14 protein-coding genes and 3 pseudogenes are annotated in these 22,310 nt (G+C 60.4%); 5 read left to right on the top strand and 12 right to left on the bottom strand.

The window, feature by feature from the left end:
- The 3 genes from AACY50_RS06330 to AACY50_RS06320 are packed head-to-tail and all read right to left on the bottom strand — an operon-like array spanning position 1 to position 1,746.
- Entirely contained in the window at positions 1-261 is a 261-nt protein-coding gene (locus AACY50_RS06330) for a phosphopantetheine-binding protein (protein WP_339432240.1), read from the bottom strand.
- Positions 236-1,051, bottom strand: a complete 816-nt coding sequence (locus tag AACY50_RS06325) for a lysophospholipid acyltransferase family protein (RefSeq protein WP_339432241.1) — start codon at positions 1,049-1,051, stop codon at positions 236-238. The genes AACY50_RS06330 and AACY50_RS06325 overlap by 26 nt, the downstream gene beginning before the upstream one ends.
- On the bottom strand, positions 1,027-1,746 hold the full coding sequence (locus tag AACY50_RS06320) for a beta-ketoacyl synthase chain length factor (RefSeq protein WP_339465379.1): 720 nt from the start codon (positions 1,744-1,746) through the stop codon (positions 1,027-1,029). Before AACY50_RS06320 ends, AACY50_RS06325 begins: the two co-directional genes overlap by 25 nt.
- Positions 1,747-2,130: 384 nt before the next feature.
- Between AACY50_RS06320 and AACY50_RS06315 the strand changes: the two genes are divergently transcribed.
- A complete protein-coding gene (locus AACY50_RS06315; RefSeq protein ID WP_339432243.1) occupies positions 2,131-2,901 on the top strand; it encodes a ParA family protein in 771 nt (256 codons plus the stop codon).
- 131 nt (positions 2,902-3,032) lie between these two features.
- On the opposite strand, the gene trxC is transcribed toward AACY50_RS06315, so the two are convergent.
- The 6 genes and pseudogenes from trxC to AACY50_RS28680 form a co-directional block, all read right to left on the bottom strand.
- A complete protein-coding gene (trxC, locus tag AACY50_RS06310; protein ID WP_339538305.1) occupies positions 3,033-3,467 on the bottom strand; it encodes a thioredoxin TrxC in 435 nt (144 codons plus the stop codon).
- 80 nt (positions 3,468-3,547) lie between these two features.
- Positions 3,548-5,011, bottom strand: a complete 1,464-nt coding sequence (selO, locus tag AACY50_RS06305) for a protein adenylyltransferase SelO (protein WP_339465376.1) — start codon at positions 5,009-5,011, stop codon at positions 3,548-3,550.
- A gap of 48 nt (positions 5,012-5,059) precedes the next feature.
- Positions 5,060-8,413, bottom strand: coding sequence for a mechanosensitive channel MscK (gene mscK, locus AACY50_RS06300; RefSeq protein WP_339432246.1), 3,354 nt, complete (start codon positions 8,411-8,413; stop codon positions 5,060-5,062).
- Positions 8,414-8,447: 34 nt separating this feature from the next.
- Complete coding sequence (locus AACY50_RS06295) at positions 8,448-10,190, bottom strand: potassium/proton antiporter (RefSeq protein WP_339432247.1); 1,743 nt, start codon at positions 10,188-10,190, stop codon at positions 8,448-8,450.
- A 257-nt stretch (positions 10,191-10,447) separates the two neighbouring features.
- Positions 10,448-11,047, bottom strand: a pseudogene (locus AACY50_RS28685) (methyl-accepting chemotaxis protein); the annotation flags it as partial.
- A gap of 303 nt (positions 11,048-11,350) precedes the next feature.
- Positions 11,351-12,007 (bottom strand): annotated as a pseudogene (locus AACY50_RS28680) (MCP four helix bundle domain-containing protein); the annotation flags it as partial.
- Between the two features lie 343 nt (positions 12,008-12,350).
- Here AACY50_RS28680 and AACY50_RS06285 point away from each other — a divergent pair.
- The 4 genes and pseudogenes from AACY50_RS06285 (at position 12,351) to AACY50_RS28670 (ending at position 14,917) form a co-directional block, all read left to right on the top strand.
- On the top strand, positions 12,351-12,581 hold the full coding sequence (locus AACY50_RS06285; protein ID WP_339432249.1) for a hypothetical protein: 231 nt from the start codon (positions 12,351-12,353) through the stop codon (positions 12,579-12,581).
- The gene (locus tag AACY50_RS06280) at positions 12,578-12,880 is read left to right on the top strand and encodes a cell division protein ZapA (RefSeq protein ID WP_339432250.1); all 303 of its coding nucleotides are present in this window, start codon (positions 12,578-12,580) and stop codon (positions 12,878-12,880) included. Before AACY50_RS06285 ends, AACY50_RS06280 begins: the two co-directional genes overlap by 4 nt.
- A gap of 54 nt (positions 12,881-12,934) precedes the next feature.
- A pseudogene (locus AACY50_RS28675) lies at positions 12,935-14,050 on the top strand (cache domain-containing protein); the annotation flags it as partial.
- Positions 14,051-14,071: 21 nt separating this feature from the next.
- Positions 14,072-14,917 carry a methyl-accepting chemotaxis protein gene (locus AACY50_RS28670; protein ID WP_445261473.1) on the top strand — a complete coding sequence of 282 codons (846 nt, stop codon included), beginning with the start codon at positions 14,072-14,074 and terminating at the stop codon, positions 14,915-14,917.
- Between the two features lie 69 nt (positions 14,918-14,986).
- On the opposite strand, the gene AACY50_RS06270 is transcribed toward AACY50_RS28670, so the two are convergent.
- The 3 genes from AACY50_RS06270 to putA form a co-directional block, all read right to left on the bottom strand.
- Positions 14,987-15,700 (bottom strand): hypothetical protein, encoded by a 714-nt coding sequence (locus AACY50_RS06270; protein WP_339432252.1) that lies wholly within the window; start codon positions 15,698-15,700, stop codon positions 14,987-14,989.
- Between the two features lie 176 nt (positions 15,701-15,876).
- Positions 15,877-17,679 (bottom strand): acyl-CoA dehydrogenase, encoded by a 1,803-nt coding sequence (locus AACY50_RS06265; protein WP_339538303.1) that lies wholly within the window; start codon positions 17,677-17,679, stop codon positions 15,877-15,879.
- A gap of 246 nt (positions 17,680-17,925) precedes the next feature.
- On the bottom strand, positions 17,926-21,879 hold the full coding sequence (gene putA / locus AACY50_RS06260; RefSeq protein WP_339432254.1) for a trifunctional transcriptional regulator/proline dehydrogenase/L-glutamate gamma-semialdehyde dehydrogenase: 3,954 nt from the start codon (positions 21,877-21,879) through the stop codon (positions 17,926-17,928).
- Positions 21,880-22,310 lie beyond the last annotated feature (431 nt).

Below are 22,310 nucleotides of genomic sequence, written 5' to 3'. Positions count from 1 at the left end.
TCAAGCTGCCTGTTTTGCCGTGACGAATGCCGCAAGGCTCGCCACGTTGGAGAAATGGTTACGGGTGTCTTTGGCATCAGCATCGATCTTGATGCCGTATTTTTTCTGGATCGCCAGGCCCAGTTCCAGTGCGTCGACGGAGTCCAGGCCCAGGCCTTCGCCGAACAGTGTCTGATCGTCGTCAATGTCTTCAACGCTGATGTCTTCGAGGCCGAGGGCGTCGATGATCAGCTCTTTAATGTCCCGATGCAGATCGCTCATCTTGGGCGAGCTCCTTAATAAAGTAAGAGTGCAAATAATCGTTGAGCTTGCGTGAGGCCTGCGGTGCAGGCCCTTGCGCTGCGAATGTCTGTGGGTCTATATCGGCGCCGACACGAAAACTGAAGTGCACACGGCGACTGGGGATCCGATACCAGGGTTCGGCTTTGGTCAAAGTGGTCGGGCTGACGGTGATGATCACCGGCGTTAGGATCTTCGCACCCCGCAGGGCAATGGCTGCGGCGCCCCGATGAAAGGCGGGTGCCTGTCCCGGTTGAGTGCGCGTGCCTTCGGGGAAAATGATCAGGGTCTGGCCGTTTTGCAGAGACTCGGCGGCGGCATCGAGCATGTCCATGCTGCCGTCGTTGCTGATGTATTCGGTGCTGCGCAGCGGACCCCGGGTGAAGGGGTTTTCCCACAGGCTTTTCTTCACCACGCAATTGGCTTGACGCACGAGGCCGATGAGAAACACCACATCGATCAGCGACGGGTGGTTGGCGATGATCATTTGCCCCGGTCGGCCCAAACGTTCGGCACCTTGAATGTCGTAGGTCAGCACGCCGGAGCGGGTCATGAACCGTACGAAAAACCAGAACAGCCGACTGACGGTCTGCCTCGCACGCTGGCGGTGGGCCAAGGCATCGCCGGGCAGGCAGGCGAGCAGCGGAAACACCAGTACGCGCAGGCACAGTCCACCGAGACCGAACAGCGCGAAACTGGCGGCGGTGGCGAGCAGGCGCCAGTAATAGGCGTCACGTTTTTTCTCGGTCATGGGTTGCGTTGCCAGGTCCATAGACGATTTTTCCAGGCATGCTGGCAAAGGGGTTGCTGGCCGAGCAGGGTGCGCAACAGACTCAGTGCGTGGGGCCATTGTGCTTTGGACAGTGCTTGCGAGGTGCTGTTCAGGCTCAGCCGCCAGTCGGTACCGGGGGTCAGCAACAGACCGAGTGCGTACGGAAACGGCACATCGTCGATCCACTGCCAATAGGCTTCGGGCGGCTGTTCTTCGGTGATCACCAGCAACACCGCCGGGGCGCCTTCGTTCAGCAGAGCGGCGGCTTCAAGCATGCCGTGTTCGAGGCCGTCGCCCGCAGCGGCGAGGGCCGTCATTTCGCTGGTTTCGCCACGCATGATCGACCACAGGCCGATGATCGCGTTGTGCACCGACAGGCTGAACTGGGTCGGTGACAGCGGTTCGTCTTTGGCAAGATCACTGAGAATTTCGTAGGTGCGCGGGGTTTCGCCGTGGCGGGAGACGAACACCAGTGGCAGGTGTTCCCGTCCGTCGGCCAGCGGCCAGCCAACACTGAAGGCCATTCGGGCGAGGCGACTGAGTCGGCGCCGCTGCATGGCCGGCAAGAACGATACATCGGGCGCGGCATCACTGCTCTGGAGCTCGACCGGTTGTCGGCTCCAGGCCTGCCAGGCGTCCACGCTGTCGAGCCCCGGGGCCCACGCGCGCCATTGGGCGATGTTGAAGTTGATCACGGACGCTCATCCCGCCCCTGCGGGCTTCTGTTGACGCATTTTGAGTCGCCAAAGCCGCGGCGCAGATGAACCGACTGCGCTGGAGGTGGCGTGGCGCTTGGCGCCGGGTGGCGCGCATTATCCCGGTGCAAGGAGTGTGTAGCAAATGTTGGTTACATTTTGTGCAATGAAATGTACCGAGTGGTTCGCGACAAAACTGTCACTTGGCCATTATTCACATTGAATGCAGTCTGTCTGTCGGACATGTTGGTGTTTGATGGCGGTTTTTACGCTGCCTGTCGCCGGATATTGATGTATGACCTTGTAGTCCGTGTCGGTGAAGGTAGCGAAGCACGGTCGCCCGCATCTACACTCGGTCATTCTTTGATACACGGAGGTTTTGTCATGCGGCGCGTGGTGTTCAATCAGAAAGGTGGTGTAGGCAAATCCAGCATTGCCTGCAATCTGGCGGCGGTCAGCGCCAGCGAGGGTTATCGCACGCTGTTGGTGGATCTCGATGCCCAGGCCAACTCCACTCAGTATCTGACGGGGCTCACTGGCAACGACATCCCGATGGGTATTGCCGATTTCTTCAAGCAGACCCTGTCCTCGGGGCCCTTCTCGAAAAAGAATCAGGCGGATATCTACGAAACGCCGTTCGACAACCTGCACATCATCACCGCGACCGCCGAACTCGCGGACTTGCAGCCCAAGCTCGAAGCCAAACACAAGATCAACAAACTGCGTAAGTTGCTCGATGAGCTGTCGGAAGATTACGACCGGATCTACCTCGATACGCCGCCGGCGCTGAATTTTTATGCGGTATCGGCGCTGATTGCCGCAGATCGCGTACTGATTCCCTTCGATTGCGACAGCTTCTCGCGTCAGGCCCTGTACGGCTTGCTCGCGGAAATCCAGGAGTTGAAGGAAGACCACAACGAAGGGCTGGAAGTCGAGGGCATCGTGGTCAATCAGTTCCAGGCCCGGGCGAGTCTGCCGCAGCAGATGCTTGATGAACTGATCGCAGAAGGATTGCCGGTGCTGCCGGTGTATCTGAGCAGTTCGGTGCGCATGCGCGAGTCGCATCAGGCCAGCACACCGCTGATCCACCTCGATCCGCGACACAAGCTGACCCAGCAATTTGTTGAACTGCACAACCTGCTCGAAGACGCCTGAGGTTCTGAGACACACTTAGTCCCTGGTGCGGGCGAGCTTGCTCGCGAAAGGGCCGTCACATTCAATACTTTAGTTGACGGATCCGACGCCTTCGCGAGCAAACCCGCTCCCACATGGGGTGTTGGGGTGTGTCAGATCCCTTGGCTGCGCAGCCAGCTCATCAACTGCGGCAGCGCAAACGCGCCACTCTGACGCGCCACTTCCCGGCCGTTCCTGAACAGAATCAGACTCGGAATCGAGCGAATCCCCAACTGCGCCGACAACTGCTGATTCGCCTCGCTATCAAGCTTGGCCAACCGGCACTTGCCCGCCAACTGCGCCGCCGCCTGCTCGAACACCGGCGCAAACGACTTGCACGGCCCGCACCAGTCGGCCCACACATCCACCAACAACGGCAGATCGCCCTTGATCTGGCTGGCGTAGTCGCCTTGCTTGAGTTCGAACGGTTTGCTCAACAGCACTGCGGATTTGCAGCGGCCGCACTTCGGCTGGTCGGTGAGGCGCTCGGCGGGGATGCGGTTAAGGCCGTTGCAGGAGGGGCAGGGGATCAGGAGTGGGTTGGTCATGTTCGGCTCGGAGAAGGTTTACGATGCGTACGCCTTATCTGGAGACGCACGAATCGCTTATCAAGATGGAGTCCAGCCCTTTAAGAAGAACAACTGATCTCCAAATGCTTGCCCCACTCCGGCGGCCGCTCTGCATAACTCTCCATCCCCGGCTGCTCCTCGAACGGCTTGCTCAGCACCGCATGCAAACGGCGCACCTCTGAGTAATCCCCTTGCTCAGCCGCATCGATGGCTTTCTGCGCCAGATAATTGCGCAGGATGTACAGCGGATTCACCGCGTGCATCCGCGCCCGGCGCTGTTCCTGATCACGCGTGCCTTCGCGGGCAACCCGCGCCACGTAACGCTCGCCCCAGGCATCGAAACCCTTGATATCGACGAAGTCGTCACGCAAGCGGGCGAGGGCCTGTTCCGGTGAGGTTTCACCCAAATGGCGGAAGAACAGCGTGTAATCGACGCCGCTGTTCTGCATCAGTTGCAGCAGGTTTTCCAGCAGCAATTGATCGTCATCTTCAGCGGTGGTGAAACCGAGTCGACGGCGCATCAGGTCCAGGTAATGCGCTTGAAACAGCGGCAGGTACAGGCCCAGGGTTTCGCGCAGGGCTTCGACGCTGATGAACGGCGTCAGCGCCTGAGCCAGTGCGCTGAGGTTCCACTGGCCGACGGGCACTTGATTGCTGAACGAGTAGCGGCCCTGATCGTCGGAGTGGTTGCAGATGAAGTTGGCGTCGAAATCATCAAGGAAGGCGAACGGGCCGAAGTCGAAGGTGATGCCAAGGATCGACATGTTGTCGGTGTTCATCACGCCGTGGCAGAAGCCGTAGGCCTGCCATTGGGCGATCAGTTCGGCGTTGCGCTCGACGATTTCGCGGAACATCGCCAGATACGGTTCCGGTTGTTCCAGGCATTCGGGGAAATGCATCGCCAGTACGTGCTCGCCGAGTTGCTTCTGCTGCTCGGGGCGCTTGGTGTAGTAGAAATATTCGAAGTGGCCAAAGCGGATGTGGCTCGGCGCCAGACGCAGCACCATCGCCGCGCGCTCCTGCTTTTCGCGCCAGACCGGTGTGTCGGAACCGATCACGCAGGCTGCCCGCGACGAAGGAATGTTCAATGCGTACAGCGCTTCGGAAGCGAGGAACTCACGGATCGACGAACGCAGTACCGCACGGCCATCGCCCATGCGCGAAAACGGCGTCTGCCCGGCGCCCTTGAGGTGCAGGTCCCAGTGTTCGCCCGCCGCGTTGCAGACCTCGCCCAACAGCAAACCGCGCCCATCGCCCAGTTGCGGCGTATAGCCGCCGAACTGATGCCCGGAATAGATCATCGCCCGAGGTTCAGCGTCGGCCCACAGTTTGTGGCCGCCAAACAATTGGGCGAATTCCTCGGTTTCAGCCGTTGCCGGGTCGAGGTCCAGCAATGCCATGGCCGCGGCACTGGCGACGACCAGACGCGGATTGTCGATCGGCTCAGGCAGCACGTGGGCTGAGAACGCATCGCCCAGGCGGGCGAAGCGATTGTCGAAGGTCAGTTCGTCGAGGGCTTTCAAGGGCCGGCTCCAGCAGAATGTCCGAGCATTCTGCTGGGATTAGACCGGTTAGTCGAGTTTGGCCGGCGGCGGCTCTTGCAGTGGTTTTTCCCCGCCGACACCCGGCAAGGCGGTTTTGGTTTCCGGCTCGGCCGGCACCAGCTTGTATTCCTGGCCCTGGAGATTCTTCAGGTAAATCTCCATCTGGCGGAACGAGATGTTGATGTGATGCGTCTTGAACTCGCGGTTGATGAAGCGGTTGACCTCATCGATCACCGGGTTGCGGTCACCGAGATCGCGCACATGCATGCGCAGTTCATGGTCGAGGGTGCTTTCACCGAAGTTGAGGAAGTACACGTGCGGTTCGGGTTCTTTGAGCACTCGCGGGTTTTCCCGGGCGGCCTTGAGGAGCAGTTCCTTGACCAGGTCCAGGTCCGAACCGTAATCCACCCCCAGCTTGAGTGTGACCCGGGTAATGGTGTCGGTCAGCGACCAGTTGATCAGTTGCCCGGTGATGAACGTCTTGTTCGGGACAATGATGTCCTTGCGGTCGAAGTCGGTGATGGTCGTGGCGCGGATGCGGATTTTGCTCACCGTGCCCGACAGGTTGCCGATGGTGATGGTGTCGCCGATCCGGACCGGTCGTTCGAACAGGATCATGATGCCGGAGATGAAGTTGGCGAAGATCTCCTGCATGCCGAAACCGAGGCCGACCGACAGCGCCGCCACCAGCCACTGCAACTTGTCCCAGCTCACGCCGAGGGTCGACAGGGTCGAGACGAAGCCGACACCCGCGATCACATACGACAGCAGCGTCGTCGTCGCGTAGGCGCTGCCCTGGGCCAGATTGAGTTTCGACAGCACGAACACTTCAAGCAGGCCCGGCAGGTTGCGCGCCAGCGCGAAAGTGATGCCGATGATGATCAGTGCGCCGAGCATGTCGCCGATGCTGATCGGCACCATGCTCATGTTCGAGCCGGTGCCGCTGGTGTATTCGTAGAGGGTGATGTTGTCCAGGTACGAGAACACCGAGATCAGGTCCGACCAGACCCAGTACAGCGCGGCGATGAAACCGCCCAGCAGCGCCAGACGGATCAGGCGCAGCGACTGTTCGTTGACCTTTTCGATGTCCAGGGTCGGTTCTTCGATCACCGCTTCGCCTTCGCCGGCTTCTTTTGCGGCCTGGCGTTTGGCCAAGGCGCGCTGGTAAGCCAGACGCCTTGCTGCAACCGCCAGGCCACGGACGAAGGTGGCTTCGATCACCAGCCAGAACATCAGCAGATAGAGGGTGTTGATCAAGCGATCGCTGAGTTTCAGGGCGGTGTAGTAGTAGCCGAAGCACACGGCGGTGAACAGGGCGATCGGCAGCAGGGTGAACATCACGCCGAGGGCTTTGCGAAACAGCGAGGTGTTTTCGTGGGCCGGGCTGCTGATCAGCAGACGACTGAGTAGCCATGCCATCAGGGCGTAGCAAATCAACACCACCGGCATGCCGAGTACGTCGTCGGCCAATGCTGCCGGTTGCAATTCGGCCACGGCGACCACCGCCACCAGCGCCAGGACCACCAGCCCCAGTCGCCGTACCCAGCCTTGAAGGAATTCGACCTGCGGTTTTTCCCAGCGAAAGTGCAGCTCCGCCACGCCGCCCGGCGCAAGAATCCGGTAAGCGGTGTAGAACACCAGCCACGCCTGCCCCATTTGTATCAACGCCGCGCCCATGTTGGTGTTCTGTCCGCGTGCATCGATCTGCAAGGCCAGACCGCACAGTGCCAGACCGAGCGCCACCGGCATCGCCAGCAGAATATTGATCAGAATCGCCTGCGGGGTATGCCATTGGCTGTCGCGTTTGAAGTGACCGATGTCCTGGTGAACCTTGTTCAGGCGCGCATACAGGTTTTTGCGGCGCAACAGCAGCGCGCCGATCAGCAGCGCCAGCGGCAGGAACAGCAACGGTCGCTGGGTCAGGCCGTCGGCCAGTTCGCTCAGGCTGGAAGCCCACGGCAGGGTGTCGACCTGACGCTTGAGGCGCTCCGGCACGCCGCGCATCCATTCCAGATCCAGCGGTTTGTTGCTCGGGATCCAGAACATCTGCTCGTCGAGGGTCGCGCGCAGGCTTTGCGCGGTGCTCAGCAGTTGCTTCTGATTGAGTTGCAGGGTGATCGATTCGTTGAGCACCGCGCTCAGTTCACGGTTCAGGCGCTCCAGCAAGTCGGCGCGGGTGTTGGCCAGATCCAGCAGGCTTTTGCGCAGTTGCGGGGTGACTTGTTCCGGCGGCTGGGTGGACAGCAGATTATCGACGTAGGTCGACGGATTGCTCAGCAGCTCACGCTGTTGGCTGACTTCGAACTGATACAGGCGAATGTCGGCAATCTGGTCCGCCAGATCGCGGTCGACCTTCAAACGCGGCAGCGCCTGTTTCTGCTTGTAGAGAATCTTCGACAGCAACAGGCTGCCCTTGAGCACGTTGATCTGCTCGTCCAGAGCCGAATCGCTTTGGGTAAGGGTGTCGAGTTGCTGTTTGGTTTGCAGGTTCTGCTGGGTGACTTCGTTGAGGCGGTCGGTGCTTTTGAGCAAGTAGTCCGAGAGCTTCAGGTTGGCCGTGCTTTCGCTGGCGAGCAGGCTGCTGCCACCGGCCTTCTGCGCTTCGATCGACTGCTGGGTGACGGTTTCCTGAGACTGCGCCAGACGTTTCTGGTTGATCAGGGTTTGCAGTTCCTGAATCTCGTGGTCGAGGCGGTCGGATTTCTCCGAGAGCAGGTCGTGCCGGGAATTGCCCAGATCCTGCAACTGGCTGTTGCCGGCCAGTTCCTGACGGCGCAGCGGGATCAGCGCGTTCAGCGCCGCCAACTCAGCGTTCAATTGGTCGCGTTGCTCGCCGCTGATGGTTTTACCGCTGTCCTTGCCGGACTTGAGGATGTTGTTGATCTGCTGAATGCGCGTCTGGCTGGCGGAGATTTCCGCCTGGGCGCGCTCGGGACGAGTCTGCGCAGTGATGATCAGGCTGTTGGCGTCGGCCAGGGCTTTTTGCAGATCGCTCTGCTGGGTGGAGCGATCGGTGAGGATCTGTTCCAGTTGCTGAATCGACTCCTTGGGGAAACGCTGCGCCACCGGCACCACGCTACTGGCCTTGAGGCGCGTCAGTTCACGGGCGTTTTCGATGGTCTGTTTTGGCGCGGTCGCGAGTTGTTGCTTGAGGTCGATCAGTTTCTGTTCGTAATCACTTTTGTTGTTGAGCTGGTTGAGCGTGTTCTGCAGAACGGTTTGCAGGGTCTTTTTATCGGCATCCGGCAGTTTGCTGTCGGCGAGTTTATCCAGGCTGGCCTGCACGGCGTCGCTGGACGGCGGTTCGGCGGCGTAAAGCGGGCCGACAGTAAGACTCAGGCCCAGCAGGGCCGCGATAAACAAGGAGCGCAGGGTAGGCATAGAGACCGGTCAAGCAAGTGATAGTGGACGCAGTTTAGAGGAAGAGTCCGGGGCCCGGGCGACTTCCTTCGGGGAATCTGACGCCCACTTTGCCAATCTTGTTCCCGTCCATGACCGCGACGGTCCAGTGAGTGTTGTTCCACTCCACCTGGTCGCCCACGATGGGCGCGCCGCCGACCTTGTGGGCAATGAAGGCACCCAGGGTCATGTCGGGATCGATGCCCTCGGCCGGCAAGCCGTAGAGGGCTGCAACCGCTTTAAGCTGGGCGTCTCCTTCGAGCACGAAGTCGCCGAAGAAACGCAGGTCGAGGCCGCGTTGCGGTGCCTGACTGAAGAGTTTTCCGAGGGCCGGCAAGTTGTGTTCATGGCCGATAACACAGAGCAAATCATCGACCTCCAGCACCGTACTACCCGACGGATGGAGCAGTTGCTGACCACGGAAAAGGGCGGCAATACGCGTGCCTTCGGGCATTTTCAGTTCACGCAGGGGCGAACCGATGCACCATTTCTCCGCACCGAGCTTATAAACGAACAGCTCCCACTCACTGGTGATATGCACTTCCAGCGCGGACCGAGAGATCGGCGCGGGCTCGGGCGGCACCGTGACCTTGAGCCATTTGGCGACCCACGGCAGGCTCGTGCCCTGCACCAGCAGCGACACCAGCACGATGAAAAACGCGAGGTTGAAGTACAACTGCGCATGGGGCAGCCCGGCCATCAGCGGGAACACCGCCAGAATGATCGGCACCGCACCGCGCAGACCAACCCAGGAAATGAACGCTTTTTCGCGGCCATGGAACGCCTTGAACGGCAGCAGACCCACGATCACTGACAGCGGCCGCGCGAACAGAATCATCCACAGCGCCAGGCCCAGCGCGGGCAGGGCAATCGGCAGCAAATCGTGCGGCGTCACCAGCAAACCCAGTACCAGGAACATACCGATCTGTGCCAGCCACGCCATGCCGTCGAGCATGTGCAGGATGCCGTGGCGACTGCGCACCGGACGGTTACCGAGCACCAGGCCGCACAGGTAAACCGCGAGGAAGCCACTGCCGTGCAGCGCGTTGGTCAGGGCGAACACCGCCAGACCACCGGCGATCACCAGAATCGGATACAAGCCGGCGGCGAGGTTGATCCGGTTGACCAGTTGCAGCATCAGCCAGCCACCGCCCAGACCGATCACGCCACCGATGCCGAATTCGCGGATCAGGTGGGTCAGCAGGCTCCAGTGCAAGCCCGTCTGGCCGCTGGCGAGCATGTCGATCAGGGTCACGGTGAGAAACACCGCCATCGGGTCGTTGCTGCCGGATTCGATTTCCAGGCTGGCCGACACCCGTTCGTTCAGGCCTTTGCCGCCGAGCAGCGAGAACACGGCGGCGGCGTCGGTTGAGCCGACGATGGCGCCGATCAGCAAGCCCTGGATCAGGTTCAGATCGAACAGCCATGCGGCCGCCATGCCGGTCAGCCCGGTGGTGATCAGCACCCCGACCGTGGCCAGTGACAGCGCCGGCCATAACGCCACGCGGAAACTTGAAACCCGCGTGCGCAAGCCACCGTCGAGCAGGATCACCGCCAGTGCGAGGTTGCCGACCAGATAGGCCGTCGGGTAGTTATCGAAAATGATCCCGGCGCCATCCACCCCGGCGGTCATGCCGACCGCGAGAATAATGACCAGAATCGGGATGCCGAGACGGGATGAAAGTGAGCTGACGAGAATGCTCGCACCTACCAGCAACGCGCCGATCAAGAACAGGCTGTTGATGGTCGTCGCATTCAAAGGCAGTACTCCAGAAGCGTGAAGACGGGCACAAACTGACCATGCAGTCTGCGTGCCAGCGATTCTAACCTGTTGAAATGTGATGCTGTCAAAAAGGTTTTTACACCGAGGATGCCAGATCGTTCCCACGCTCCGCGTGGGGATGCCTCAATGGCCGCTCTGCGTGCGCGTTGGGGCGCGGAGCGTCCCGGGCTGCGTTCCCGCGCAGAGCGTGGGAACGATCAGTGCAGTGACGGCCATTGGCGCCGATCTTGCCGTTAGAGGCTGAAGCGCCCAACCATGTTGTTCAGATCCAGCGCCAATCGCGACAGCTCGTTGCTCGCCGCACTGGTCTGATTCGCCCCGGTGGCCGATTGCACCGACAGATCGCGGATGTTCACCAGGTTGCGATCCACTTCCCGTGCCACTTGCGCCTGTTCTTCGGCGGCGCTGGCGATCACCAGGTTGCGCTCGTTGATCTCGACGATGGCGGTGTTGATGGTGTCCAGCGACATTCCGGCACCACGGGCAATGTTCAGGGTCGATTCGGCGCGTTCAGTGCTGTTACGCATCGAGTCCACGGCGTGTTCGGTACCGCTTTGAATGCTGGCGATCATGCGTTCGATTTCGCTGGTCGACTGCTGAGTGCGATGGGCCAGGGCGCGAACTTCATCAGCCACTACCGCAAAACCACGCCCCGCCTCACCGGCACGCGCCGCTTCAATCGCCGCGTTCAGGGCCAGCAGGTTGGTCTGGTCAGCCAGACCACGGATCACGTCCAGCACTTTGCCGATGTCGCGGGATTCGTTGGCCAGGTCGCCGATCAACGTCGCGGTGCTCTGCACGTCGGCGCTCATGCGTTCGATGGCGCTGACGGTTTCCTGCACCAGGTCACGACCGTCGCCGGCCGAGGTAGTGGCGTTCTTCGAGGCTTCCGAGGTGCTGACCGCGTTGCGGGCAACTTCTTCAACCGCGCTGGTCATCTCGTTGACCGCGGTGGCGGCCTGTTCGATTTCATTGTTCTGCTGAGTCAGGCCACGGGCGCTTTCGTCGGTGACACTGTTGAGCTCTTCAGCGGCGGAGGCCAACTGCGTGGCCGAACCGGAAATCCGCTGCAGGGTGTCGCGCAGCTTGGACTGCATCTTGGCCATGGCCGCCAGCAGGCGCCCGGCTTCGTCGGAGCCGTCAACGTGGATCGGCTGGGTCAGGTTGCCTTCGGCGATGGTTTGCGCCGCTTCCAGAACCTTGGCAATGGGCTTGGTGATGCTGGTGGTCAGCAACCAGGCGAACAGCAAGGTCAGACCGGTAGCGATTACCAGCAGGGCGACCACCAGGTCGAACGCTGTAGCGTACTGCTCGGCCGCTTGCTCGTTGGTGTCGCGCACCTGTTTGTCGTTGATCTGCATCAACGTGTTAAGGGCGGTGTTCATCGCTTCGGAGTTGTTCAGCAACTCGGTGTTGAGCAAGTTGCGCAACTCATCCACCTGATTGTTGCGCGACAGGTTTTTCATCCGCTCTTCGATCTGGCGGTATTGCCCCTGCAACTGCACGTATTGATCATAGGTCGCACGCTCCTGAGCGCTGCCGATCAACGGCTCGTAAGCTGCCTGGGCCTTGCGGATCTGCGCGTTGCGCGTTTCCAGCAACTCCATGGTCTTCTGCTGAACGTCCGGTTCGCGGTTCACCAGCAAACGGTACGAGAGCACGCGCAGACGCAGCGTCAGTTGCGTGAACTCATCGAGGTTCTTGATGCTTGGCACGCTGTTGGAGGTGATGTCCTCGGCGGCGCCGCGGATTTTGCTCATCTGGTTCAGGGCGAACACGCCCAGGATCAGCATCAGGCCGCCGATCAAGGCAAAACCGGTGAAGGCCCGAGGGGCGATATTCATATTGCGAAGGGACATGTGCGGATACCGAAAAGGGCCGCATCCATGCGGGCTGAAACTGCTGTATGGATGACTTATCGGTCATGCGACTAAAGTCTTGAACCGGTGTGCGTATTTGTCGCACAGCCCCTCTGGCGACGAAGTGCAGGAACCAGATCGGCAGATCACAGTCTTTTAAACTCGCAGGAACGGTCGCCCACCAGGAAAATCAAGGCTTTGCGCCGGTTTAACCCTGGCATCTGTGGTGACTTTTCTTTATCGTACGCGCCCTTTGAAAAACGCTTGGAAGATCAAAATGTTGGAAGCATCCCTCAGCCAATTGGAACAGCTCGTCAGCGAACTGGTGCAACAGAACCAGACCCTTGCGCAAACCAACCAGACCCTGGCTACGGAACTGGCCCAGGCCAAGGATGAAAACGAGAGCCTGCAACTGAACCTGATGGAGCAGGAAGAGAAGCACGGCGCCACCGCAGCGCGCATCCAGGCACTGGTTGATCGCGTCAACGCAGGTCCCGTCAGCGCATGAACCACCAGACAGCAGGGGTAAAAGTCATCTCCATTCTTGGGGAGGACTATTCGATCAAGGCACCGGCCGGGGAAGAACAGACCCTGCTGGACGCGGCCATGATGCTCAAGGCTGCGCTGGAAGACACCAAACGCAAATACCCGACCCTGATCGGTGATCGTTTGCTGGTGCTGGCGGCAATGAATCTGTGCTCGCAGCAGATTGAAATGAAGAAGCAGCACCAGGAAGAACTCGACCGTTACCAAGAGCAAGTCAGCGCCACGGTCGACACCATCGCCAAGACCATCAATCAGGGCTGATGGCGTTGCGCACAACCAAAGAATAGATTGTCGGTTTAGTTGTATACAATCGGCATGGCTGTTGCATTGTTTCGGCCACTTATTCTTTGGGGGTGCTCCATGCAGTTGTGGCGACGCAGTATTCAATGGCAGCTGATTCTCAGCATGGGCACCGCCCTGCTGGTCAGTATCCTGATCGTGGTTGGCATTTATACCCTGGTGGTCAACCGCCTCGCCCAGAGCTATCTGGTCGAACAAGCGTTGCCGTCGAGCATCGAAGCGACGCGCAACGACATCGAACGTATCCTCGTTCAGCCCCTCACCGCCGCTAAAGACATCGCCAGCAATTCCATGGTCCGCGACTGGCTGGCCAATGGCGAAGACAGCAGCAAAACAGCGGCCTTCGCGCAGTATCTGGAGGGCATCCGCGCCGAACACAAGGCATTTACCGCTTTGATCATCGGCACCGACTCCAATCATTACATCACCGAAAAAGGCCTGGATCGCACCCTCAGTCGCGCCAAACCGGCCGATGCCTGGTTCTATTCCTTCCTCGACAGCACTCAGCCGCGCACCCTGAATATCGACAACGATGGCGCCACCGGAGAGCTGGCACTGTTCATCGATTTGAAGGTCGAGCAGGCTGGCAAAGTGGTCGGCGTCGCCGGACTTGGACTGAGCATGAAAGAGCTGTCGGAGCTGATCCACAACTTCAGCTTTGGCGAGCACGGCAAGGTCTATCTCGTGCGTTCCGACGGTTTGATCCAGGTCCATCCCGAGGCGCAGTTCAGTGGCAAACGCACCCTCGCGGAGCAGATCGGTGCGGCGGCGGCGCAATCAGTCCTCGGTCAAAAAAATGCGGTCAGCAGCAGCTTCCAGCGTGATGGCGAGGACTTCCTTGCGTTCAGCCTGCCTTTGCGCGATCTGGGCTGGACGTTGGTGGCCGAAGTGCCGCAGTCGCAGATCTACGCTGAAGCCCGGCGGGCGATGTGGCTCAGTGGCGGCATCGGGCTGGCGGTAGCGCTGGTGTGCCTGGCGCTGGTGGTGTGGTTGGCCCAAGGCTTGGTGCGACCGATTCGTCAGGTAACAGCCGCGCTGGTAGCCATCGGTAGCGGTGGTGGAGATTTGACCCACCGGTTAGATTCCAGTCGCGCCGATGAGCTGGGCGATCTCGCTCGCGGCTTCAACCGCTTCCTCGACAGCCAGCGCGGGATGATTGGCGAAGTGCTGACCACCAGTGAGCGTTTGCGCACCGCCGTCGGCCAAGTGGCCAAGGTTGTGGATAACACCGCCGAGCGCTCTGGTCGTCAGCAGGAGATGACCGACATGGTCGCCACTGCCGTCCATGAAATGGGCCTGACCGTACAGGAAATCGCGCAAAACGCTGGCAACGCAGCGCTCGCCTCGCAAACGGCGCGCGATGAAGCCATGCAAGCGCGAGAAGTGGTCGGCGGCTCCATCCGGCATATAGAAAGCATGTCTGACGAAATCGGCGTGGCAGCGGGCGCGGTGGGAGAACTGGCGCATCAAGTGGCGTCGATCGACTCGGTGCTGGCGGTGATTCGCGGGGTCTCCGAACAGACCAACCTGCTGGCGCTCAACGCCGCCATTGAAGCGGCGCGCGCCGGGGACATGGGGCGTGGTTTTGCGGTGGTGGCGGACGAAGTGCGTACCTTGGCACGCCGCACGCAGGCATCCACCGACGAGATCCAGCAGATGATCGGCAACCTCAAGCAAGGCGCGGAAAACGCCGTGTCCTCGATGCGCACCGGGCAGGCAGCGACCGGCACCGGGGTTGAGTCGAGCCAGCGTACCGGGGCCTCGCTGACCGCGATTACCGGGCAGGTCGAGCGCATCAGCGACATGAACCATCAGGTGGCGACAGCGACGGAAGAGCAATCGGCGGTGACCGAAGAGATCAACCGAAACGTACAGGGCATTTCCGATCTGGCCCGGGCCACGGCGGGGGAGGTTCGGGCGTGTCGTGAGGATTGTCAGATGCTGCAGAAGCTGGCGGATGATCTGGCGCGGCAGATGGGTGGGTTCAAGTTGAGCTGAGTTCAGCCTTTTTTCAAAAGGACCGGCGCGCCTGGTATGGCGCGTCGGCGTGACCTTGGATCAGTTGTTTCACGCCAGAAGAATTTCCCGTCCGTAAAAGTCGATGCCACCAATAGTCTCCATGTAGAAAACGCGTTTCTCTTTGACTGTCCGCATGGCTTGATTGACGACATAGCTATCACCCACCGCCAGGGTCCTGAACATGTCGTCCTTGCTGAAGTCCGTCACGCTGACATAGCTGTTGTTCGGAGCGATGACGGTAACTTGATACCGCTCGCCTCTGAGGGTGTAACGTTTTCCGGTGATTCGCACTGCCTGGGGATCTTTCACAACATCATTGATTCTGGCGGAAAGTAGAAACTGGTCTTCAGTGAGATTCACATAAGGATCGATTTCGGTGACGGCCGTTTCATCGTTCAGCCCCGCACCGCCATAGACCACCGACCGCCATTGGTTGGCACTGAGCCGGGTGTAGTCTTTGTAAGAAACCCGGTTGGTGGTTTCGTACCGGTCTTCAGCACAAATGATCTCAAACATTCCTGCCGCCGTCGTTTCAACGCTCGGCGCGCCATTGTCGGGCGAGGTCGTGAGACTGATCTGCGACTTTTCATCCGAGAGGCGGTGATGGTTTTTGCTGATGACAATGGACTCGCTAGAATCCTTGTTCGTCCACACCGTACCGCTGCGCGCAGGCGCTTGGGAGATAGCGGCAAGGACGCAATAGTCCAGTGTCACAAGACCTGAGAGTTTGACGGTTTGGTCTACGAGAACATGTTCGCTCATGGTGTTTACTCGGATGAGGTAAGGGAAGCGGACGTTGGTGTCCGTACCTGCCGGGCAACTGCAAACTACATGTCGGGCGAAAACAGCCTATCTCCAGTTCCCGGTCTTCACACCTGTAAAACCTGACAGGTGTGAAGACCGTTGAAGTGTGTTTGGGACATCGCATGGGCGATGATTCAGAACCAGGCGTCCTGCATGCCCAGACACGTTTCATCCCGCGCCTCGAGCAGCGTCAACTCATGGTGGCAGCCGGGCACTTCCCACGTCAGGAAATACCGCGCCGCCTGTAACTTGCCCTTATAAAAATCAGCATCCGCCGCCTTACCTTTGGCCAGGCCTTCCTCGGCGCGAATCGCCTGCTCCAGCCAGCGCCAGCCAATCACCGTGTGCCCGAACACTTTCAGGTACAGCGCCGAATTCGCCAAGCTGCTGTTGACCTTGCCTTGCGCCAGATCGGTCAGCAAGCCAATGGTCACCACTTGCAGGCGCGCGACCAGTTTCTCCAGCGGCTCACGCAATGCGGTTAACGATTCGTACGCGGTGGCGCGTTCGGCGGTGTCGGCGATCAACCGGATCAATTGCTTGAGCCCTGCGCCACCGTTCTGCGCCAGTTTGCGCCCGAGCAAGTCCAGCGACTGAATGCCGTGGGTGCCTTCGTGGATCGGGTTCAAACGGTTGTCGCGGTAGTACTGCTCCACCGGATATTCGCGGGTGTAACCGTGACCGCCGAGGATCTGGATCGCCAGTTCATTGGCCTTCAGGCAGAACTCCGACGGCCAGGATTTGACGATCGGCGTCAGCAAATCCAGTAGCTCATGGGCCTGTTTGCGCTCGGTTTCGGTTTCCAGTGTTGTGGTGTCATCGAACAACCGCGCGGCGTACAGGCCGAGGTCAAAAGCCCCCTCAACGTAGGATTTTTGCGTCAACAGCATGCGTCTGACATCGGCGTGCTGAATGATCGCCACCGGCGCCGTGGTCGGGTCTTTGCTGTCCGGGACGCGACCTTGCGGGCGTTCGCGCGCGTACTCCAGCGAGTAGAGATAGCCGGCGTATCCGAGCATCACTGCGCCCATGCCGACGCCGATCCGCGCTTCGTTCATCATCTGGAACATGTAACTCAAACCGTGATGCGGTTTGCCCACCAGATAGCCGACACACTCCCCGTTATCGCCGAAGTTCAGCGCGGTGGACGTCGTGCCGCGCCAGCCCATCTTGTGAAACAGCCCGGCCAGCAATACGTCGTTGCGTTTACCCAGGCTGCCATCATCGTTGACCAGAAACTTGGGCACGATAAACAGCGAGATGCCTTTCACGCCCGCCGGTGCGTCCGGCAGTTTGGCCAGCACCATGTGCACGATGTTTTCCGACAGCGGGTGGTCGCCGCCAGAAATGAAGATCTTGTTGCCCTTGAGGCGATAAGTGCCGTCGGACGAAGGTTCGGCACGGGTACGAATATCCGACAGCGATGAGCCCGCATGCGGCTCGGTGAGGGCCATGGTGCCGAAGAAACGGCCGTCGATCATTGGCTGCAGGAAGCGCTGTTTCTGTTCTTCGGTGCCGAAGCTCTCGATCAGATTCGCCGCGCCCATGGTCAGGAACGGGTACGAAGTCGAAGCCGCGTTGGCCGACTGGAAGTGCGCAAAGCAGGCTTGGGAAAGCAGGGTCGGCAGTTGCATGCCACCGGCATCGAAACTGCGCGCGGCGTTGAGGAAACCCGCTTCAAGGAAGGCATCCACCGCCGGTTTCACCTCGGGAATCAGAATCGCCTGGCCGTTCTCGTAGCGCGGTTCGTTCTCGTCGCCCTTGCGGTTGTGCGGCGCGAAGTATTTCTCGGCGATGTTGCGCGCCGTACCGATGGCGGCATCGAAGGTCTCGCGGTTGTGCTCGGCAAAACGCTCGCGCCGGGTCAGGCCCTCGGCATCGAGGACTTCGTACAGCTCGAAAGCCAGATTGCGGGAACTGAGCAGCGACTCGGACATGGCGGCCTACCTGAAATTGGGGTTGGGCCGAGTCTAGGCTGGGGAATAAAGGCTGAACAGGATGATTGATGGCAGTGATGCAGGAATGAGGGCAACACTAATCAAATGTGGGAGCGGGCTTGCTCACGAATGCGGTGGGTCAGGCAACATTGATGTCGACTGATCCTCCGCATCCGCGAGCAAGCCCGCTCCCACAGGGGAATGACATTCCAGGCAAGCATTGCGGTTGCCTGGAGTGACAGCGTGTTAACCGATCGTCATCAGGCTGGCGTTACCACCCGCCGCCGCCGTGTTGACGCTCAACGCCCGTTCAATCACCAGACGCTCCAGCGCAATGTTGGTCTCGCCCTGGGACAAGCCCTGAACCCCGACAATCGCGCCGGCGCGCTTGGCGATTTGCTGGCAAACGCCGCGCAACTGATCGGAATGGCCGTGATGCAGAACCGCATCAAACACCACCTCGTCCTTGTTCCAGTCAGCAACCCGGTTGATTCGCGCCTGAATCTCCTTGGGCAGACGTGCGTACAACGCCTTGCTGATGTCGGATTCCGGCCAAACCGCCGAACCGCCCACCGCCAATACCGCCGCCAGTTGCGTCAGCAGATCGCCTTCGACGTCCGCCAGGCACAGCACGTGCTCGCGTGGCAGGATCGCGTAGCTGTTCTTCTCGCCGGTCGGGCCCGCGAGAACGCGGGTGATGCCGCTCTGCGATTGCGCGGCGTACTGCGCGCACAGCGTGCTCAGTTGCGCGTACTTGTTGCTTTCAGCCCAGGTTTTAAGGGCGGCCAGCGGCTTGCTCATGGCGTCGCGCAAACGAACGTCCGGCGCGACGACCGCATCACCGCGAGCGAAGGATTGCTCGATGGCGTCGGTAGGACGCGTCGACAGCAAGCGGTACAGATACAGCGGGCCACCAGCCTTTGGACCTGTACCCGACAAGCCTTCGCCGCCGAACGGCTGCACGCCGACCACGGCACCGACAATGTTGCGGTTGACGTAGACGTTACCGGCGTTGACGTTGTCGATCACCTTGGCGATGGTCTCGTCGATGCGGGTGTGCACGCCGAGGGTCAGGCCGTAGCCGGAAGCGTTGATCTGACCGATCAACTGGTCGATCTCTTTACGCTTGTAGCGAACCACGTGCAGCACCGGACCGAAGATCTCGCGCTGCAGTTCGTCGAAGCTTTCCAGTTCGATCAAGGTCGGCATGACGAAGGTGCCGCGTTTGACTTCTTCGGTGTCGGCGATCGCCACCTGGTAAACGTTACGACCTTTGTCGCGCATGCCCTGGATGTGCTTGTCGATGCCAGCCTTGGCTTCGGCGTCGATCACCGGGCCGATGTCCACGGACAGGCGCTCAGGGTTGCCGAGTCGAGCCTCGGCCATCGCGCCTTTGAGCATTTCGATGACGCGATCGGCGGAATCTTCCTGCAAGCACAGCACGCGCAGTGCCGAGCAACGCTGACCGGCGCTGTCGAAGGCCGAGGACACCACATCAATGACGACTTGTTCGGTCAGTGCCGAGGAGTCGACGATCATCGCGTTCTGGCCGCCGGTTTCAGCGATCAGCGGAATCGGGCGGCCCTGGCTGTCGAGACGGCCAGCGATGTTGCGTTGCAGCAGGCGCGCCACTTCGGTGGAGCCGGTGAACATCACGCCTTTGACGCGCTCGTCACCGACCAGACCGGCACCGACGGTTTCACCGCGGCCCGGCAGCAGTTGCAGCACGCCTTCCGGAATACCGGCTTCGAGCAGCAAACGCACGGCTTGCGCGGCGACCAGCGGGGTTTGCTCCGCAGGTTTGGCCAAGACCGGGTTACCCGCAGCCAGTGCCGCAGCGACCTGACCGCTGAAGATCGCCAGCGGGAAGTTCCAAGGGCTGATGCACACCACCGGGCCCAGTGGACGGTGGGCGTCGTTGCTGAAATCGTTGCGCGCCTGCACCGCGTAATAACGCAGGAAGTCGACCGCTTCACGGACTTCGGCGATGGCGTTGGCGAAGGTCTTGCCGGCTTCACGGGCCAGCAGGCCCATCAGCGGCTGAATCTCGCCTTCCATCAGGTCAGCGGCACGTTCCAGAATCGCGGCGCGTTCGGCGGGCGGGGTAGCCTGCCAGATCGGCGCAGCGTTCAGGGCGCATTGAATCGCGTTGTCGACGTCTTCGACGGTGGCTTCCTGCACATGACCGACCACATCGCGGTGATCCGACGGGTTCAGCACCGCTGCCGGCGTTTCGTTGCTGGAAGCGCAGCCGAGCATCGGCGCCGCTTTCCAGTCGTTGTGCGCGGTCGCGAGCAGGGCGCAGGACAGCGACGCCAGACGATGTTCGTTGGCCATGTCGATGCCGCTGGAGTTGGCGCGCTCGGCGCCATACAAGTCACGCGGCAGTGGAATGCGCGGATGCGGCAGGCCGAAACCACCTTCCACGGTTGCCATTTGCTCGATCTGAGCCACTGGATCGGCCACCAGCTCCTGAATCGAGATCGACTGGTCGGCGATGCGGTTGACGAACGAAGTGTTCGCGCCGTTTTCCAGCAGACGACGGACCAGATAAGCGAGCAGCGTTTCGTGGGTACCGACCGGCGCGTACACGCGGCACGGACGGTTCAGCTTGCCGTCGGAAACTTTGCCGACAACCTGCTCGTAGAGCGGTTCGCCCATGCCGTGCAGGCACTGGAACTCGTACTGCCCCGGGTAATAGTTCTGACCGGCAATGTGGTAAATGGCCGACAGGGTGTGGGCGTTGTGCGTGGCGAACTGCGGGTAGATGACTTCCGGCACCGACAGCAGTTTGCGTGCGCAGGCGATGTAGGAAACGTCGGTGTACACCTTGCGGGTGTAGACCGGATAGCCTTCCAGACCTTCGACCTGGGCACGCTTGATTTCGCTGTCCCAGTACGCGCCTTTCACCAGGCGGATCATCAGGCGGTGACGGCTGCGGCGCGCCAGATCGATCACGTAATCAATCACGTACGGGCAACGCTTCTGATACGCCTGGATGACGAAACCGATACCGTTCCAGCCCGTCAGTTGCGGTTCGAAGCACAGGCGCTCGAGCAGATCCAGCGACAGTTCCAGACGGTCGGCTTCTTCGGCGTCGATGTTCAGGCCGATGTCGTATTGCTTGGCCAGCAGGGTCAGCGACAGCAGGCGTGGGTACAACTCTTCCATCACGCGCTCGTACTGCGCACGGCTGTAACGCGGGTGCAGTGCCGACAGCTTGATGGAAATGCCCGGGCCTTCATAAATCCCACGACCGTGGGAGGCTTTGCCGATCGAGTGAATGGCTTGTTCGTACGACGCAAGGTACTTCTGCGCGTCGTGTTCGGTGAGTGCGGCTTCACCGAGCATGTCGTAGGAATAACGGAAGCCCTTGGCTTCGAACTTGCTCGCGTTGGCCAAGGCTTCGGCGATGGTTTCGCCGGTCACGAACTGCTCGCCCATCAGGCGCATGGCCATGTCGACGCCCTTGCGGATCATCGGCTCGCCGCTCTTGCCGATGATGCGGCTCAGGGACGACGTCAGGCCGGCTTCGTTGTGCGTGGACACCAGCTTGCCGGTCAGCAGCAGGCCCCAAGTGGCCGCGTTGACGAACAGCGAAGGGCTGTTGCCCAGATGCGGATGCCAGTTGCCGGTGCTGATCTTGTCGCGGATCAACGCGTCGCGAGTGCCTTTGTCCGGGATGCGCAGCAGCGCTTCGGCCAGGCACATCAGCGCCACGCCTTCCTGGGAGGACAGGGAGAATTCCTGCAGCAGGCCCTGAACAATGCCTGCACGACCGCCGGCACTCTTCTGGTTACGCAGTTTTTCCGCGATGGTCGCGGCGAGCTTATTGGTGGCCTCGGCCATCGTTGCCGGCAGGCGTGCCTGCTCGATCAGCATCGGCACCACTTCCGGCTCAGGGCGACGGTAAGCGGCGGTGATCGAAGCACGCAGTACCGATTGCGGCAGGATGCTTTCAGCGAATTCGAGGAAGCACTGGTGGGCGTGATCGGTGTGGACTTCGCCCGCGTCATCGGCGTCCTTGGCGCTCAGGCCGTTCAGCTCGGTCAGGGTTGCACCACCCTCGAGTTTTTCCAGGTAATTGAAAATTGCCTGCTTGATCAGCCAGTGCGGCGTGCGATCAATCGAGGTTGCGGCCGCCTTCAGGCGCTCGCGGGTTGGGTCATCGAGTTTGACCCCAAGGGTGGTGGTAGCCATATTTTTATCCTCATGGTTGCCACAGTTGCGTGGCATCAGCTGGCGGCAAGATTAGCCGCGCGTTGAAAGAGGTGCAACCGGGTGCAACCCTTTTTTGTCGGAAAAACAGGCAGTTCGTCAGGAATTGCTTTCTGGCACGAAAGGGCTGCCCCTGCTTGGTGCTTTTGCTTCTAGCCAAGCGCCATGACTGCCACAAAAGGGAGCAAAAACGGGGCGATTGTCGATAAATCCGACTAGGTGCAACTTATTCGGTCGAAACTGGTTGCACCTTATTTGATTTGTTGCATAGCATTCGCGCCCAAGGTGCAACCGGGATACCCGGTGTACCGGCTGGTGGCTTTCCTGGGGAAACATCAGTCCTAAATGCGCGGGATACGGAATCGTCTGCCAAACTTAGTCGTTTGCGCACGATTCACCACCGCTGCTACATA

Source organism: Pseudomonas sp. RA_15y_Pfl2_54 (assembly GCF_963971015.1).
Classification (GTDB): Bacteria; Pseudomonadota; Gammaproteobacteria; order Pseudomonadales; family Pseudomonadaceae; genus Aquipseudomonas; species Aquipseudomonas baetica_A.
This window is presented reverse-complemented; position numbering and strand designations above follow the sequence as displayed.